The organism is Paenisporosarcina sp. TG20, from assembly GCF_000286315.1.
GTDB lineage: Bacteria > Bacillota > Bacilli > Bacillales_A > Planococcaceae > Paenisporosarcina.
Window position 1 is genome coordinate 1 of record NZ_ALJG01000274.1, and the last position, 15,912, is coordinate 15,912.

General features: G+C 36.0%; 13 protein-coding genes. 1 reads left to right on the forward strand and 12 read right to left on the reverse strand.

Translation table 11 applies throughout. The annotated features are described in order from the left end of the window. Positions 1–107: 107 nt before the first annotated feature. The 11 genes from B371_RS0108310 to B371_RS0108360 all read right to left on the reverse strand — a co-directional run bounded on the left by B371_RS0108310 (position 108) and on the right by B371_RS0108360 (position 13,037). A complete protein-coding gene (locus B371_RS0108310) occupies positions 108–1,319 on the reverse strand; it encodes a type II secretion system F family protein (protein WP_019413848.1) in 1,212 nt (403 codons plus the stop codon). Further along, positions 1,319–2,359, reverse strand: coding sequence for a type IV pilus twitching motility protein PilT (locus tag B371_RS0108315; protein WP_019413849.1), 1,041 nt, complete (start codon positions 2,357–2,359; stop codon positions 1,319–1,321). Before B371_RS0108315 ends, B371_RS0108310 begins: the two co-directional genes overlap by 1 nt. Before the next feature lie 8 nt (positions 2,360–2,367). Beyond that, positions 2,368–4,017, reverse strand: coding sequence for a GspE/PulE family protein (locus B371_RS0108320; RefSeq protein WP_019413850.1), 1,650 nt, complete (start codon positions 4,015–4,017; stop codon positions 2,368–2,370). An 11-nt stretch (positions 4,018–4,028) separates the two neighbouring features. Then, positions 4,029–5,390: a VanW family protein gene (locus B371_RS0108325; protein WP_019413851.1), complete on the reverse strand. Its 1,362-nt coding sequence runs from the start codon at positions 5,388–5,390 to the stop codon at positions 4,029–4,031. Next, positions 5,391–5,801 (reverse strand): hypothetical protein, encoded by a 411-nt coding sequence (locus tag B371_RS0108330; protein WP_019413852.1) that lies wholly within the window; start codon positions 5,799–5,801, stop codon positions 5,391–5,393. It lies immediately after the preceding gene. 10 nt (positions 5,802–5,811) lie between these two features. Further along, the gene (locus tag B371_RS0108335) at positions 5,812–7,287 is read right to left on the reverse strand and encodes a hypothetical protein (protein ID WP_019413853.1); all 1,476 of its coding nucleotides are present in this window, start codon (positions 7,285–7,287) and stop codon (positions 5,812–5,814) included. A gap of 18 nt (positions 7,288–7,305) precedes the next feature. After that, on the reverse strand, positions 7,306–7,755 hold the full coding sequence (locus B371_RS0108340) for a prepilin-type N-terminal cleavage/methylation domain-containing protein (protein ID WP_019413854.1): 450 nt from the start codon (positions 7,753–7,755) through the stop codon (positions 7,306–7,308). After that, the gene (locus tag B371_RS0108345; RefSeq protein WP_019413855.1) at positions 7,752–8,252 is read right to left on the reverse strand and encodes a prepilin-type N-terminal cleavage/methylation domain-containing protein; all 501 of its coding nucleotides are present in this window, start codon (positions 8,250–8,252) and stop codon (positions 7,752–7,754) included. The genes B371_RS0108340 and B371_RS0108345 overlap by 4 nt, the downstream gene beginning before the upstream one ends. 331 nt (positions 8,253–8,583) lie before the next feature. Beyond that, a complete protein-coding gene (locus B371_RS0108350) occupies positions 8,584–10,290 on the reverse strand; it encodes a sensor domain-containing diguanylate cyclase (RefSeq protein WP_019413856.1) in 1,707 nt (568 codons plus the stop codon). 128 nt (positions 10,291–10,418) lie between these two features. After that, complete coding sequence (locus tag B371_RS0108355; protein ID WP_019413857.1) at positions 10,419–11,669, reverse strand: folylpolyglutamate synthase/dihydrofolate synthase family protein; 1,251 nt, start codon at positions 11,667–11,669, stop codon at positions 10,419–10,421. A gap of 60 nt (positions 11,670–11,729) precedes the next feature. Then, positions 11,730–13,037, reverse strand: a complete 1,308-nt coding sequence (locus B371_RS0108360; protein WP_019413858.1) for a folylpolyglutamate synthase/dihydrofolate synthase family protein — start codon at positions 13,035–13,037, stop codon at positions 11,730–11,732. Positions 13,038–13,374: 337 nt separating this feature from the next. Between B371_RS0108360 and B371_RS0108365 the strand changes: the two genes are divergently transcribed. Next, positions 13,375–14,007, forward strand: a complete 633-nt coding sequence (locus tag B371_RS0108365) for a recombinase family protein (RefSeq protein WP_019413859.1) — start codon at positions 13,375–13,377, stop codon at positions 14,005–14,007. Positions 14,008–14,928: 921 nt separating this feature from the next. Here the strand turns inward: B371_RS0108365 and B371_RS22410 are convergent. Beyond that, on the reverse strand, positions 14,929–15,624 hold the full coding sequence (locus B371_RS22410; protein WP_019413860.1) for a hypothetical protein: 696 nt from the start codon (positions 15,622–15,624) through the stop codon (positions 14,929–14,931). Positions 15,625–15,912: the final 288 nt, after the last annotated feature.

Consider the following 15,912-nt stretch of genomic DNA (forward strand, 5'->3'; position numbering starts at 1 on the left):
AACAGAGTGACGAGGAGATTGAAGCCGTGCCCCACGGAAAGCGTCCGCATGGAGCGGAAATCAACTTTGTTCGGATTTTATTACTAGATATTTTATTATGAATTTAACTACATGTTATCCATATTCTCAAACATACCAAACATCGGTAACATGATCGCCATCACGATGGTTCCCACAAGTCCTGCTAATAAAACAATCATTAGGGGTTCAATCATTGCTTTAAGTTTGTCCGTCTCGGCGTCTACTTCTTTTTCATAGAATTCCGCTACTCTTTCTAGCATGTGGTCAAGTGCACCCGTTTGTTCCCCAATTGAAATCATATGAGGGATTAGTGGAGGAAAAGCCCAGTGCCCCATCATCGGTCCAGTCATCGACTCTCCTCGCTCAAGACCATCACGCGCTTGGAGGATGACTTTACCAATTACTTCATTGCCCACAACGCGTTCTACCATCGTAAGTGCGACTAAAATGGGAACGGAACTTGAAAACAATGAACTTAGTGTACGCGTCATTCGTGCTAGAGCTGCTTTTTTTAAGATATTCCCAAAAACCGGCATGCGAAGTAATAGCGAGTGCAACATATAGCGTCCTTTATCATCCCTTTTGACCATCCATAATCCGACACTAAAAAGTACGGCTATCGCTATTAAAATATACCAGTAGTTTTGGACGAAATCACTTGCACCCATTACAAAACGAGTAAGTAACGGGAGTTCTCCCCCAAAGCTACTAAACATCTCAACGAACATAGGAACGATAGAAGTTAAAAGGAAAATGACAACTCCGACTGCTAGAACTGCCACAATTAATGGGTACGTCATGGCAGAAACTACTTTTTGTCTTGTAACATAGGCTTTTTCAAAATGAGTTGCTAAACGATCCAAAGACTCGTCAATGGATCCAGTTAATTCACCAGCTTGCATTAGATTAATGACAAGTGGTTCAAAAATACGTGGGAATTTCCGAACTGCTTCTGATAATGAATTCCCGCTTTTTAAGTCATCTGCTATTTCGATGAGTGCACGGCGCAATGCTTTTGATTCTACTTGTTGCGAGAGAATAACACATGAATCAACAATCGTTACACCTGCACGCATTAGCGTTGCAAATTGTCTTAAGAACATAATGAACTGTTCTCGTTTTACTGGGTTTCCAATGGAAATTTCTTTTTGTAATGCTGTATCGGCCATTTTTTTAATTTCAGTAATACGAATGCCATCGTCACGAAGCTTCATGATTGCTTCTCGTTGATTTGCCGCTTGCATAATCCCTTTCCGAATGGATTTACGGTCACGACCGACATATTGGAAGCGTGCCATTAATGCTCATCTCCTTCGAGATATGGCTTGGCGACTTCTTTAGAAACTTGGCCAGATTCGACTAATTCTTGTATAGAAGTTGCCATCATATGCATCCCGAGCGCTCGATTAGTTAGTATGACGTTCGGAATTTGATGCACTTTCTGTGTTCGAATTAAGTTACCAATCGCTGGGTTGCTAATCAAAATTTCCGTCGCTGCTCGACGGCCTTTACCGTCGACTGTTTTAAGTAAACGTTGACTAATTACTGCTTTTAACACACCACCGAGCTGAGTTCGTACTTGTCCTTGTTGCTCAGGAGAGAACACGTCAATTATGCGTTCAATTGTTGAAGAGGCACTTGAAGTATGTAATGTCCCTAAAACTAAGTGACCAGTTTCCGCAGCTGTGATGGCAATCCCAATGGTTTCTAAGTCACGCATCTCTCCAACGAGAATAACGTCGGGATCTTGTCGTAATGCCGCACGTAAAGCGCTCGAAAATGACTTTGTATCAAATCCGACTTCTCGTTGATCTATGATACTTGATCCGTGTTCATGCATATATTCAATCGGATCCTCTAGCGTAATAATATGCAAGTTTAAGTCTGTATTCATATGTTTAATCATTGCCGCTAAAGTCGTTGATTTACCTGAACCAGTTGGACCTGTAACCAAAATAAGTCCTTGTTTTAATTCCGCTAACTTCTTCAGGGTATTCGGCATTTGTAATTGTTCTACAGTTGGAATAACTTGCGGAACGGTACGGAATGCGATTGATATTTTGCCCTTTTGTTGGAATGCGTTGACACGGAAACGTGCAACACCTTCAACGACGTGCGAGAAATCTATTTCGCCAAGTTCTAATAATGTCTCCCAAAACTTTTCAGGCGTGATGACCCTTGCCATTTCACGCGACATATCAGCTGTTACGACGGTGGTCCCAAACTTCACTAAATCCCCTTGTACTCGGAAAATCGGTGGCACACCTACAGTAATATGAATATCTGATGCACTTTGTTGGAATGCACTTGTTAATAATTTATCAACAGTAGCTCTCATTTGCTCACCTAATCTTGGAGGGCTACACGCAGAATTTCTTCTGTCGTCGTTTTGCCCTCTTGCACTTTCATTAATCCGTCGTCTATTAAAAAGATGGTGTCATTGGCTTGCGCTATTTCCCGAATTTCTGCCGCTGTTCCGCCACGGTTAATAACACTTTTTATTTCATCATCGATAATCAGCACTTCATGGATGGCCATACGTCCACGATACCCCGACATCCCGCAAGAAGGACACCCTTTACCACGTGTAATCGTTTCAATATCAAGGTTACGCTTTTTAAATATTGCGATTTCACGAATGGTTGCTTCCTGTTTCTCACTACAATCTCGACAAACTCGTCTTACTAATCGTTGTGCAATCACAGCATTTAAAGAACTAGTGACTAAGAAAGGCTCGACACCCATATCCAATAAGCGGGTAATAGTGGCAACCGAGTCATTTGTATGTATAGTACTTAACACTAAGTGACCAGTTAAAGATGCTCGAATGGCGATTTCCACGGTATCTTTATCACGTATTTCTCCAACCATTACAATGTCAGGATCTTGACGCAGGATTGAACGGAGTCCTGCTGCGAACGTTAACCCGACATTTGAATTCACTTGAATTTGATTTATACCTTGTAACTGGTACTCAACAGGATCTTCAACCGTAATTATATTTACTTCTTCATTATTTAAATAGTTAAGTGCCGCATATAAAGTAGATGATTTCCCCGAACCTGTCGGACCGGAAATCATTATAATTCCATTCGGTTTCGCAATTTCATTTATAACTCTACTGTAGTTTTTTTCATGAAATCCCAGTTTTGTAATATCGGTTAAATTATTGCTCAAATCCAAAATACGCATAACGATTTTTTCGCCAAAAACAGTTGGTAATAAGGAAACCCGTATATCGATTGGACGAAAATCAACATTTGTTTTAATACGGCCATCTTGAGGAAGACGGTGCTCCGTAATGTCTAGCTTCGACATGATTTTCACGCGCGCTGTTACCATTCCTTGCATTAATTTCGGTAGTGTTCTCTCGTCATGCAAAACCCCATCAACTCGAAAACGAACCAATAAACGTGTTTCCTGTGGGTCAAAATGGATGTCACTTGCCTTTTGTGTCACAGCAGCAGATAGAATCTGATTCACAATACGAACAATTGGGGCATCAACATCTACTAGCTCTTCTTGCTTTTCAGCTGAAATTGATTGATCTGACATGAAATCATCAAATGTTTCTTCTTCGTAGTATTTATTTATTGTTTTTAAAATATCTTCTTGCGAAGCAATTGCCGGAATGATTTGCAAGCCAGTAATGAAGCGTAAATCATCTATCGTGATGAAATCCATTGGATCCTTCATCGCCACGTATAATTTATCACCTTCTACTTTTAAAGGCACAATCAAGTTACGCTTTGCCAAGTCTTTTGGAATAAGGTTAAATACTTTTGGTTCGAATGGATAATGATATAACTGAACTTGTGGGATACCAAGCTGAATTTCAAGTACTTCGATAAGTTGTTGTTCGGTAATAATTCCTTGTTGCAACAGTACATCGCCAAGTTTTTCTTCACGTGGCTTAGAGTTCAAAATAGTAGTTAATTGATCATTTGTAATTAAGCCATTTTCAATTAATAAATCACCTAGTCTTTTTCGAATCAAGTTATTCCCCCCTATTCCTTGCTAGATGGTATTAAATTTCCACCTTTATCGTATTGTGGTTCTTCTTCAGTATTATCTTCATCATCATTAGAGCCTGATTCTGATCCAGTTCCATCTTCCGAGCCATCTGTACCTTCGCCATCTTCAGTAGAGGGTTGTCCAGTTGTTCCATCTGTTGAGGTTCCTGTACCATCTGTCGAACCGGTTCCTCTTTCAGCTGCTTCTGTCACGGTTAAAGGATGAACTTCTACTTTATGGACAGGTGGGTAAAAATCTTCCGAAACTTCTCTTGTTTCCAGTATACTTTCACCCGATAAAATATTTTTCAAAACGACAACTTGTACTCCGTCCTCGCCTTCAGTTTTTATTCGAATTGTCTTTTGTTCTACGAAAGAACTATATTGCTTAATGGTTTTAAATGAAAAATTTTCAGGTTTGCTTATAGTCGTTTCGTAACTATAGACAAATGGCAATCCGCTGAGAGAAGCAGTCAAATTACTACCTACTCCGTTAATATTTATCGTGAAACTTGTAGTATTTGGATTCGTGAAAACAAAATCCACACCTAGTTTACGGTTTATGGAAGCATCAAAACCGAGTGGTACCGAGGTAGGAACGGTTGGTCCAATACTTCGTTCATCTACGCCGAAGTTTGTTTGAAGAACAGATGCATATAAAATAGATGCAAGGGTTGTTAAATCTTGTTCTGTCACTAATCCTATATCTACGGATTCAATAAATTCTAGCAAAGAGAATGTCGTTAAGGGATTAATGACATATCCATCTAACGCAAACATTAGATTTTGAATACCAGCTGTTGTCTCTATGTTATTAAATGAAACATTTGTAATCATCTCTAGAGCGGACGAACTTGCATATAATGCATTTGAAATATCGACAGTTTGTTCTTTACGTCCTGTAGCTAGGTGCTCACGTATTAACTCAGTTACACTTGTAATTTGTTCATCATTAAAAGACATTGGCGAAAATTGTTGGTGTAAAAATGTTCCGACTGATTCATCAGATACATCAAATTGAAGTTCATTTTTAGAGCCATTTTGCGCAGTTGTTAATGTTGCGTCTGTATTAAACTCAATAGCTTCCAATGGAAAAGGAATAATGGCATCTTGTAATCTAATTTGTACTAAAGCTTGGTCATACCACCCTTGAACGCCTGTTTGAACAGTTACAGCAGCATCTTGTTCTGCTAAATTCGACACATCATAAGGACCGATATACGTTTGATCTCCGAAACCTTTTGTCGGAAAAACTACTTCGTCTATTACATATGTACCGGCTTGCGACAAGCCGAAAAATAATACAGAAGTACCTAGGAGAGCAGCAAATGTAGTACCAAATAATTTATTATTCATTTATTGGTCCTCCTTCTTTGATGGACTCAGCCAGTCTTCAGTTTGAATATTGTCAACAGGTTTAGGAGCGGGTGGCTTTTCCACAGGCTTGGAAGCAGAATAAGTTTGAGTTGGTTTGTCAATTGCTTCTTTTATAGTTTGGGGTACATACACATGAGCCTCTTCTTCTACTAATCTCTGATTCTCAATCTGTTTCGTTAACACAACAGCACCTGCGAAAATTAGTCCCACCATAATTAATAGTGAATAATAAAAACTAAGAGTCGATTGAACAATCAGTCCGAAAAAGGCGATAAATAAGCCCCCGCCTAAAAATAGTAACTTTGTCTTGAAATCTATCTTTTTTACTAATAATAAAACTGTTGGAAACACGATAAGTGCCACCAAAATCAATATCAGATATTTCATCATGTTTCACCTCTTACGGATTATAGTTGACAAATGCATCAAAATCAAAGTCTCCAGTTTCCATATATTCCATTTGGTATTCCCCGTCAATATTAGCCATACTGACTGAGCATTGCTTTAAAAAATCTTCAAAATCATCCGTGTAAATAACTTGATTTGGACTTTCAGGTAATAATTTATCATGAGTCATCCTAGGATAATAAATCAATTTTCCGTTTCCATCGAAACTGAATGAATTGTCTTTGAAACTAGCTGAGTTAACCAGATCAATAGCATTTAAATTGATACACATCTTGGAATCTTGTCCAATGATCAAGTTATTTGATCCTGATTCTTTCCATTTTACGATACCAATTTTATTTTTATTTATATCTAAATCACCCATTACAACAATTGTTGTATCGGTTAAGTTCACTCCATTGTGCATTTGAATGGATCTTGTAATAATAGTATTTCCTGAGCTTTGATTCATATTATTTAAGTCGAAAAATCCGTCAATATATAAAATGGAGTCTTCGAGACTATTGGCATTACCTGCTTCCACTATTCCGCTTGGTGGTTTAATGTAAATTGGGATGTCCTGACCGTCAAAGTTACTGAAATTACAATTCGAAGAGTCTTTTCCGATTGCCTTGCAATAATCTACTACCTTGATGACTATTTCACTATCGGCAGGTATTGATGCCAAATATGCTTCCAAGTTAGTCCCAGTATATGTACAGGTACCAGTTGTACTTGGTGGTTCCGTACATGCTATGCCAGTGTCGTTTGGAGGTGCAAAAATATCGCTTACTGCTTCCTCAGAATAACTAATAATTGGAGTTTTGTTTACTGAAAGAAAATCAGGAGATCCAATATTCAATTCTGATCGTAATTTCCGAGTTAATTGTGAACTCATTAATCCTTCTACATATATATCTATAACAATATCATTATCTGCAGGAGTAATTTCAAATTCAATGTTTGATATTTTGTAGCTAAGATCTTTTTCATCATCCACAATCCGCTCTGTCAAATTGACTTTTGAAGCCAGGTTGGCTGCAATTAGATGATCCATAAATTTTCGAGGTTGAAGTTTTTTCAATTCATCTATTTCGCAGTCTAATAATTCAACAAATTGGGGAGGAGTAGTAAATAAAAAAGGTCTACAAACACTATAGAATTCATTTGATTTAGAAAAAGGTCTACCATCATAATATTCTGCCATCGAGATATTGAATCTAGTTTTAATTTCATCCAAAGCTATTTGAACTGTGGGAGTAAATTGTTTAGCTTCAAGGGCAACCAGGTTTTCTACATTCGTTGTATAGTATTGAATACCCATTTCTGCTGCAACAACTGTTTGATTAGAATTGTCCACTGTCTGCTCTTGACGGCTATGACTTAAGGATGATGAAATGAACATTGTCGAGAGAGCAAAAAAAAAGACGACTAAAAGCAGGGTAATTAATAGTGCATAACCATTATTATTTAAAAGAATCTTCTTCATTCTTTTCACCCTTTCAACTTAATAAGTTGTGTTTAATCTATATATTTGAGTTTGATATTTGTTAACTAGAGAACTATTAACGTCTTTGATTGTTAAGGTCATTGAATAATTTGTTTCTTGAGGGTTTATTTTTTCTGGTGTACCGGTTTGAAGATTCACTTCATAGTTAAATTGGCTTTGAGAAAATTCTATTTTTCTATTAAGTGCTGTGCATAGTGCATCATCGTATACATCTATGGTTATTGTTGTTACATTTTGAATGTCATAACATTTTTCTGTACGGTGAACATTCATTAAAGTCGAAACTATCAAGTTGGATTCTTGTTGCATCTTTGTTTTTGTAGTTTCGATTACGTTATATTTTACACCAATATTAAACGTTGTCATCGCTAAAGCCACTACCAATGAAACTAAAACCAACGAAGCCAGTACTTCCAATAAAGTCAATCCTTTTTCATTAAGGTTCAAGTAGAAACTTCCTCCTTTTGAACAATATATCCATATGTCTTGGAACGTTTTTGTCCATCTTTATAAATAGACATCGTTACCAAATGCAGACTAATTTGATCCAAATTTGCAGTTTCTTCATTGACCGAAACACTTTCTCTTGTAAGATTAATTAAAACTTCAAAATCATAGTCGTTCGAAGAAAAATTAAGTTGTTTATAGTTATTAAAATCTATTGTTACATTCTGAATGGTTACATTCTGATAAATCGAACCGGTATAAACAGCTTCAATGGTTGTGTCATCGTCTAATTTTATAGGAGATTGTTGCAGATGTTGCATTTCAAATCTAGCAAGGTTCATAGTATCAAGTTTTGCATCTGTCCGTTCATTAAATAGTGTCATTTGAGGAAACACGGTCATAATGCCGATAAAAACAATTCCTAAAAGTACAAGGGCAGCCAAAACTTCAATTAATGATAGACCATTTTGTCGAGAGTAAGGTGTACATATTTTCATTTTATAGTCCACTCCCCCCTTGTATCATATCATAGTTAGATTATCTACTAGTTTGTAAGAAATGTCGATGAATATTCTCAATAAATAGAAAAATAACCAGTTTTATAAGTACTTTTGTCATTTCACGTTAATTATCCTTACATTCAGCACCTATTCCTTAAGATTTGATGTTAAAAAAATATTCATTATATAAATCTATTAATATCCAATATACCCCACATTTACTTACTACCTCTATGGTGAATTTCACTTGTCCTATTCATGTGCACAAAAAAGCAGAGATTTTAAAGTCTCCGCTTTCCCCATTCACATATTCAAATACTTTTGTGATTTATTTCACATATTCTGCTACCCTGTTGCGTCCTTCACGTTTCGCTCCAATATAAAGCGCACGGTCTGCATTTCGAATGAGGGCCATTGCTTCGTCACAATCCTCTGGTGCAGTTGATATACCGATGCTCATTGTGATGTGAACTTGAGATAGTTGTGGGTTGTCTTCTAGTTCTGTGCGAATTTCAAAAGGTGTGGTTTCAATTTTCATACGTAACTGTTCTGCTAGTTCTAGTGATTGTTGTTTAGAGTAATTTGGTAGTATGACGACAAATTCTTCGCCCCCATATCTTGCTAGAACACCACAATCTTTTAGTTCTTTTTCTAGTAATCTTGCTACCCCATATAAAATATCGTTTCCACTTTGATGACCATATTGATCATTAATGGCTTTAAAATGATCGATATCCATCATTAGTACAGATAATTGTAGAAGTTCTCCGTTTAATAACTCATTCATTTTCAGTTCAAGGTTTTCTTCTAAGTAACGATAATTATATAGTTTGGTTAAGCCACAGCGTTCGCTTTTTGACAACGCTTCTTCAAGGTGACGTGCTTTTTCCAAAGATAAGGCAAAGTAAGAACAAAGTAGACTTAGGATTTGTAATTGGTGCATTTCATATGCGTGTTTTTGCATAGAACCAATAACTAAAATGCCTTCCATTATTTGATTTCGATGAATCGGCACACAAATGACGCTTTCCGTGTCCATAGGTAGAAAATCTGACCCTCTTTTACGCCATTCCGATTTCTTATCGAATAAAACAGCCTTATCTCTTTTATAAACATAGCCTGCAATGCTCATTAATAACTTTTCGTGAGAATAATTCAATTGAACGTCACTTGTTTTTTCCATTGCTTTCAAAACAGACATATTTCCATGTTTAACATTAATAATATAGGAATAATCGATGGGTAACATATTATTTAACTTAATTAAAAATAGTTCTAAAATCTCATTGTAACTTAGACGCTCTGCAAATTCATGACCGATTTCAGTTGCCTGATTCAAGTCATCATTTACACGTTCAGAATTGCTATATAAACGAACGACGAAAGTAATCATAAGGAAAGGAATACCCAAAAGGAGAAATGAAACCGGACCAATATATTCATTCAGTAAGTAAAGTGTTATACCGAACGGGAAGGTTACGATGAAACCAGCAAAATCCCATACACTGTCACGTCCGAAGAAGCCCCCAGTTTCTTGCTTCGTCAAGAAACGGTATGTGTACAAAATGACATGATTAGTAGTCATATTAATTAATTGATAAAAAGATCCAAACACTAAGATTTCTTTCAATTCAATAGAACCAATTTGATAGCCCATTAATAATACAGAAATACCACTAATGACAGACACCATAAAGAACATAAACGAGTTAAATAACACTCGATAGAAATCACTAAATGTGATTTTTAACCTTAGCGCTAACGGGATTATCGCAATTTGCATAATAATCAGCTCGATGAACAAACCATATTTCAAGAATATCGCTAAGTTAATCCACTGCACTAAAAAGAGTGTAGTTCCAGCTACTTTAAATGGAAAATAAGTTGTTAGTATGGCAAGGGCAGTATATCCCCATAAGATAGGCCAATTAATTTGAACAGGTGGTGCAAACTGATACATTAAATAAATGCCAAACGGAACTGTCAGCGCCCAAAGTGCCCAAATCAATCGTTGTGCTTTTTTCGAAATGTCCAAGAGTGCTCCTCCCAATATGGTTCCAATTATCTAGTACAAATATCATAAAGTCATCTAGTTCAAATATCATATTTACTAGTACAAAACTCATCGTATCAAAATTAGAAAGTTTTGTCATCTTTTATTTTTCAACCTTTTTTAAATATTCTAACGGCATTGAAACGCAATTCTGACAATAGATACAATGAACCAGTTACTATTGTCACGTGATTATTTGAAATTGTTTTTTGTAAAAATACGAGTGGGTCTTTAGTTGTACTGACAGTGTTAGATTCACTAATTTTCGACAATTCGTAAGAAGACATAGAGCGAGAATCATCGAAATCTATAAAAGTGAAATTTGAAGATATTTTTTCAAATATTCTTAAAATCTTTTCAGCTTCCTTTCCTTTTATCATTCCAATATAAAAATGGATAGGGGTATCTGGAAAAACTTCCTTCACTGTATTCACGAGTGCCTGTGCACTTGCTGGGTTGTGTGCTCCATCAAAATACAATGTATCTCTTATTTTTTCGAACCTTCCTGGAATAAATGCTTTACTCAGACCTGTACGAAGTAAATCTTCATTTACATTGATTTTTAGAGATTCCAAGGCATGAATAACTGAACGGATTGCTAATGCTGCATTGTTTAATTGATGTGGTCCCTGAAAGGGAATTGTCAAATTATCAATGATTACCCCTTCCGAATCTTTGTACTGCCCTTTAGAGAGTGAAAAAACTTCATTAATTTTCCAAAGTGGTGATTGTTGTTGCATTGATTCTTGGAAGAAAACCTTCTCAGATGATTCCTCTAGTGGACCGATGACAACTGGTATCGCTCTTTTAATAATGCCCGCTTTATGAGTAGCTATTTCTTCAAGTGTATTTCCTAAGAATTGTTGATGCTCTAACGCGATGCTTGGAATCACTGAGATAACCGGTGTAATGACATTCGTACTATCAAATCTACCTCCCATTCCCGTCTCTAGTAACACGATGTCTGGCTGAAATTGTTCAAAAGCAAGGAATGCGAGGACCGTTAATAGTTCGAAATCAGTAAGCATGCCACTAAGTCCCGCTTCTTTTACGCAACTAAATGCGTGATCTAGTTGTTGTTGTGAAATATAGTCTCCATTTAATTGAATTTGATCATGCACGTCCATAAAACATGGTGAATAAAAACAGGCTGTCTTCACCTTATGTGCTTGGAGCATGGCATTCATCATACTAATCGTTGATCCTTTACCGTTGGTCCCAGCCACATGAATAAATTTGAGTTTAAGATGTGGATTCCCTACTTTTTCTAACGCATTCGTTACAGCATCTAATCCTGGTTCTATCGTATTTTTACTTTCTATATTAAAACGTTCTTTGTATTCATTAAGCATAGGAATCATGGTTGTCTCTCCTTCAATAAAAGATAGAAGAACCCTACCTTTACTCAGGCAGGGTAGATTCTAAATTACATTCATTTTTGCTTTTTGTTTGAGATAGGGGCGAACGAGTGACATGAAATAAAGTGAACCCGTAATGACCACGACGTTAGATTCATCTGCTTTTGCAAGCGTCTGTTCAAGTGCATCTTGCCAGTTTAGGACTAGTTGTTTTTGAGTATGACTTGTTGCTTCAAATATGTCCTTGCCTGTTGCTGCATTTCTTACATTAATTTCTGTCACCGTAATACTCGATGCCACCTCGTCAAACAATTGAAGTACTGATTTAATATCTTTATCTTGAAGCGCCGTAAATACAACGTGAATTTTTTTTCTTGGATACCGTTGCTGTAAAGTTTGAAGAAGCACTTCTATTCCAGCTGGGTTATGTGCACCGTCAATAATGACATTAGGCAAAACCTCTTCGAATCGCGCTGACCACTTTGACTCCATTAAGCCTTGGTAAATATTCTCTTCTGTTATGGTGAATTGATAATACTTGTTAAGGAGTATCGCAGCTGTAACAGCAAGCGAGGCATTCTCAACTTGATGATGACCCATCATTTTTAATAATATATCCGTTAATTTTACATCATGGTTTAATTGATAAGAAAAACGTTGGCACTCAAATTCTTGTGTAATATTTTCGATTATGAAGTCTTTATATAATTGGTAAATTGGTGCCTCTTCGATACTTGCTTTGTCTTCAATTACATCTACCGCCTGTTTGTCTTTGACAGCACTGATTACTGGTACGCCTTGCTTAATAATTCCCGCTTTTTCGTGTGCAATCGCTTTGATGGTGTCCCCTAGAATTTGTGTATGTTCAAGGGAAATCGACGTAATAATCGACAGCAATGGTGTTAGTACATTCGTTGAGTCAAACTTCCCACCAATGCCCGTTTCAATCAAAGCAATGTCAACCTTCATTTCGTCATAATACATAAACGCTATGACTGTTAATATTTCAAAGAAGTTTGAACCGTCTCCCACTTGTCCTTCTTTTAACAGCGGATAAATTTTGTTCATATATTGGATAAACTTTTCGTCTGTGATCATTTCATTATTCATCATGATTCGTTCATTTACTATTTCTAGGTGCGGAGATGTGAAGCTTCCAACATGTAAACCATTAGCCATAAGTATTTCTTTAAGGGCGTTCACAGTAGAGCCTTTTCCGTTTGAGCCTGCAATGTGAACAGAACGGAATTTTTTATGTGGATTTCCAAGGACTTCTAAGATAGAAGTGATGCGACTTAGTCGACCATTTCTTTCTGTTTTCTGATCCATGGAATAGATGTATTCAATTACTTTATCAACTGTTGTAAACACGTTGGTCACTCCTCAAAATCTTATTCCTAATTCACTTCATTCTAACACGTTCATTTGTAGAAAAGATAAATATGAGTGATTTGAGTATACAATTAGGAGAAGGATAAAATTCTACATTATAGACTGGACTAAGTATTCCCTATACTACACGCTTGGGCGCTTTGTGGATGCCTCCCGCGTGAAGCCAGTCAGAAAACCACTGCCAGGCTACCACTTGGACAATAAATTACAGTTCATCCTCCATATATCACTAGCCTATATCAGTCACAGTTAAAAATTTCTCTCTAATTATAGAAGTGAGGGTTTATAAAAACTGAGAGCATAAGGAGTATACAAAATGGTAAAAACAGCAACAAAAACAAAGGTAGCTCTTTATGTAAGAAAGTCTAGAGAAGAAATAAATGGAGCAGAGGAAACTTTGCAAAATCAGAGGGAAACACTAATAAGAATGGCTCAGGAAAAAGGCTATTCCTATGGTTTATTTCAGGAGGTTGAGTCCTCTAAAAATTGGAATAGACCTCAGTTGGTTAAAATGCTTGAAGGAATACTTCAAGGTAGATACAGTAGAGTCCTTGTTTCTCATACTGATAGATTATCTAGAGATGAAGAAATCTTTATAGAAAACGACATCATTATAGCGACTCCTGACAGCACTATAGATCTTTCAGATGAAAATCAGGAGCTAATGTTTGGCTTTACCTCTGTTCTTTCAGCTTATGAATACAAAAGGATTAGACATAGATTGAATAAAGGAAAGTATGATGCTGTTGCAATTAAAAATAGATGGATAGGCTCAATAGCTCCAATAGGATATACATGGGATAAAACCAGTAAACAACTATTAGTTAATCCTGATGAGAAAAAGATAGTTAGAAAAATGGCTGACTTAGCTTTATCAGGCTACTCCTCAAGACAAATATATGACAAAATTAAAGAATTAGGCTACAGATCTTGGAGAGGGAATTACTGACAAAGATACAATTGTTTTTTGTTAATGTTGCTGAGATTATTTAGAATTAGCTGTGAAATGCTTTGTATGGATTATGATCATAGGTATTAAAACAGTATAGAATGGCTTAGATAGGTTAGTAGGAGGTATATGTCAGGCAGGGGTAGGGAGATATAGGCAGGCAGGTAGCTAACCTAAAATATATAACCTATTTTTTGCAGTTTGGGAGGCAATGGAATCAGATACTGTCCTGATTACTACTCCAATACCAAGCTAATTTAGGAAACCCTCTCTATAAAATGGGCAAAACCTTATAAAAATTTAGTTTCCTATTTTTTAAAACTGAGTAGTAAAAATAATTTATCCATTTTCAGATAATTAAAAAGGAGGCAAAGTAAAATCTCTCCTCCATGTATTTGATACTACAATTTATTGTAAAGCTCATAAATATTATATAAAATTTTCTTTATAATACATCCTTAGACAGTAACCTACCCACTCACCTAAATTTTTCAAAGGTATTTTATAAGGAAAACCACAACCATTTGTTGCATCTGTATCTAAAAGAGGAATACTACTTATTGTAGGTGTCTCAGTAACAAGTTTTTGACCTGCATGTAGATATTTTGACCTTTTATTATAATAATCTAAAAATTATTTAACTAGGTAAGAAGGTAAGTATCTAGAGGTAAGCTCCTTTACCCTTCTACTAATTTGAAACTTTGGCTGTCCACATGAATCACATTTATCCTCTGTAAAGCCAATTAATGTTACTACCTCTAATGCTGATAAATAGAGAGTTGTGGCTATCTCTGTTTTGTTTCCTCCATGCATTGAAACAAGTTTTCCATCAGGTCTAATATATATCTGTTTCTCTAAAGCTCTTGCACTATGATAATGACTACAAGCCTTTAGAAATAATTCTAACTCTGGACTCATTTCCTAATTACTAGCTATCTGTTCTATTAGCTGTTTGCCCTCTTTAGATATTACTAGGTAATCATCTACTAGGGATAAATCATCCATAAACTCACTATCATCTTGGTATATCTGTTTTTCAATTGTGACAGTCTCCTCATTAGGTCTAGTGTTTGGTCTCCTAAAAATAGCATTAGTTTCAACAGAAAAAAAATCCATAACTTGATTAACTTTTCTAGTAAAATAACCTGAGGCTTGGTTAACATCATATGCATTAATAATGCAGGAAAACTGACTATCCCCATCAACCATAGGAAGAATTACAAAGCTCTCACCAATATAAGACATGATAGGATAATATGCTTTTATTGTAGCTTGCATAAGGATGGCTTGATACTTACCAACACTCTCTTTTGTTACTTTAACAACCTTTTTTAGTCTGTTATATAGCTCTGTACCCTTTTGAATATCTTCTTTCCCATGATTCTGTAAAAAATAGATGTTGTTTATAGAGGCTTTCTCTTTATATGTAATACCAACCTCTAAAGCTGTTCCTTGATTGATATTCATAAAGCCAAAAGTAATTTTATTCTTTGAGCCATCTTTAATAGGAACGTATTGCCAACCACATGTCCCAAACTCCTTAGCCATTTCTGACCATAAGCATCTTAAAAATTCATTTGACTTTTTAACATCACTTATTCCTATATTTAATTCCATTCCATTGAGCCTCTCCATCTACATAATTAGTAATTAATAATACTATATGAATATCACCTAATACTCAGGATTGTATCAATAAAGTCAGTATCAATTAGATTAGATTAAATAAATTAATTCTCTGTAATGAATAGTCTCCTAATTCTGATGATATTGTATTAAGTGCTTCATCCCATAAAAGTAAAAAGGAGATAAGTGTTGATCTAGCCCCTCTTCACTCAGTCTCTTCCTTACTGCTATCTCTCCAATCTAAACTAGTCAATAATGGTATGTCAACACTAAATCAAA

Bases quoted from the DNA above. Each gene is read 5' to 3' on its own strand.
- B371_RS0108315 (WP_019413849.1), bottom strand. From the start codon at position 2,359: ATGAGAGCTACTGTTGATAAATTATTAACAAGTGCATTCCAACAAAGT.
- B371_RS0108335 (WP_019413853.1), bottom strand. From the start codon at position 7,287: ATGAAGAAGATTCTTTTAAATAATAATGGTTATGCACTATTAATTACC.
- B371_RS0108355 (WP_019413857.1), bottom strand. From the start codon at position 11,669: ATGATTCCTATGCTTAATGAATACAAAGAACGTTTTAATATAGAAAGT.
- B371_RS0108310 (WP_019413848.1), bottom strand. From the start codon at position 1,319: ATGGCACGCTTCCAATATGTCGGTCGTGACCGTAAATCCATTCGGAAA.
- B371_RS0108325 (WP_019413851.1), bottom strand. From the start codon at position 5,390: ATGAATAATAAATTATTTGGTACTACATTTGCTGCTCTCCTAGGTACT.
- B371_RS0108345 (WP_019413855.1), bottom strand. From the start codon at position 8,252: ATGAAAATATGTACACCTTACTCTCGACAAAATGGTCTATCATTAATT.
- B371_RS0108365 (WP_019413859.1), top strand. From the start codon at position 13,375: ATGGTAAAAACAGCAACAAAAACAAAGGTAGCTCTTTATGTAAGAAAG.
- B371_RS0108330 (WP_019413852.1), bottom strand. From the start codon at position 5,801: ATGATGAAATATCTGATATTGATTTTGGTGGCACTTATCGTGTTTCCA.
- B371_RS22410 (WP_019413860.1), bottom strand. From the start codon at position 15,624: ATGGAATTAAATATAGGAATAAGTGATGTTAAAAAGTCAAATGAATTT.